Annotated in this window: 1 protein-coding gene; it reads left to right on the forward strand. The window is 33.5% G+C overall.

Annotation, left to right across the window (positions count from 1 at the left end; genetic code table 11):
- A partial coding sequence (locus ACQPUY_RS17760; protein ID WP_430843388.1) for an ATP-binding protein occupies nt 1-511 on the forward strand: 511 nt, incomplete at both ends.

The following is a 511-nucleotide window of genomic DNA, read 5'->3' on the forward strand; positions in this document are numbered from 1 at the left end:
CAGATGCCCAAAAGAAGTTAGGGACGTTAAGTACCCTAGACTTTATAGAAAAAGGGCAAAATGTAATTTTATCTGGAAACTGCGGTACAGGTAAAACTCATATGGCTATTGGGTTAGGAATTAAAGCCTGCTTAAGTGGCTATAAAGTATTTTTTGCTACAGTCCCATTGTTTATAACACAGTTAAAAGAGCTACGCTCCACGAAAAGTTTACGCTCATTTCAAGCAAAACTAGAAAAGTATGATTTAGTTATATTAGATGAATTTGGATATATTTCTTCAGACAAGGAGGGAGCAGAATTATTATTTACTAATTTATCAATCAGAACAGGAAGAAAATCAACTATAATAACAACAAACTTATCTTTTGATAGATGGGGGGAAGTTTTTACCGACCCAGTCATGGCTGCAGCAATGACTGATAGAATTACATATAAATCATATATGGTAGACATGAATGGAGATTCTTATAGAATGAAAGAAACCAAAAAGTGGCTAACAGAATCAAAAAA

The sequence above is a fragment of the Clostridium nigeriense genome (assembly GCF_050585245.1).
GTDB classification, from domain to species: Bacteria; Bacillota; Clostridia; order Clostridiales; family Clostridiaceae; genus Clostridium; species Clostridium nigeriense_A.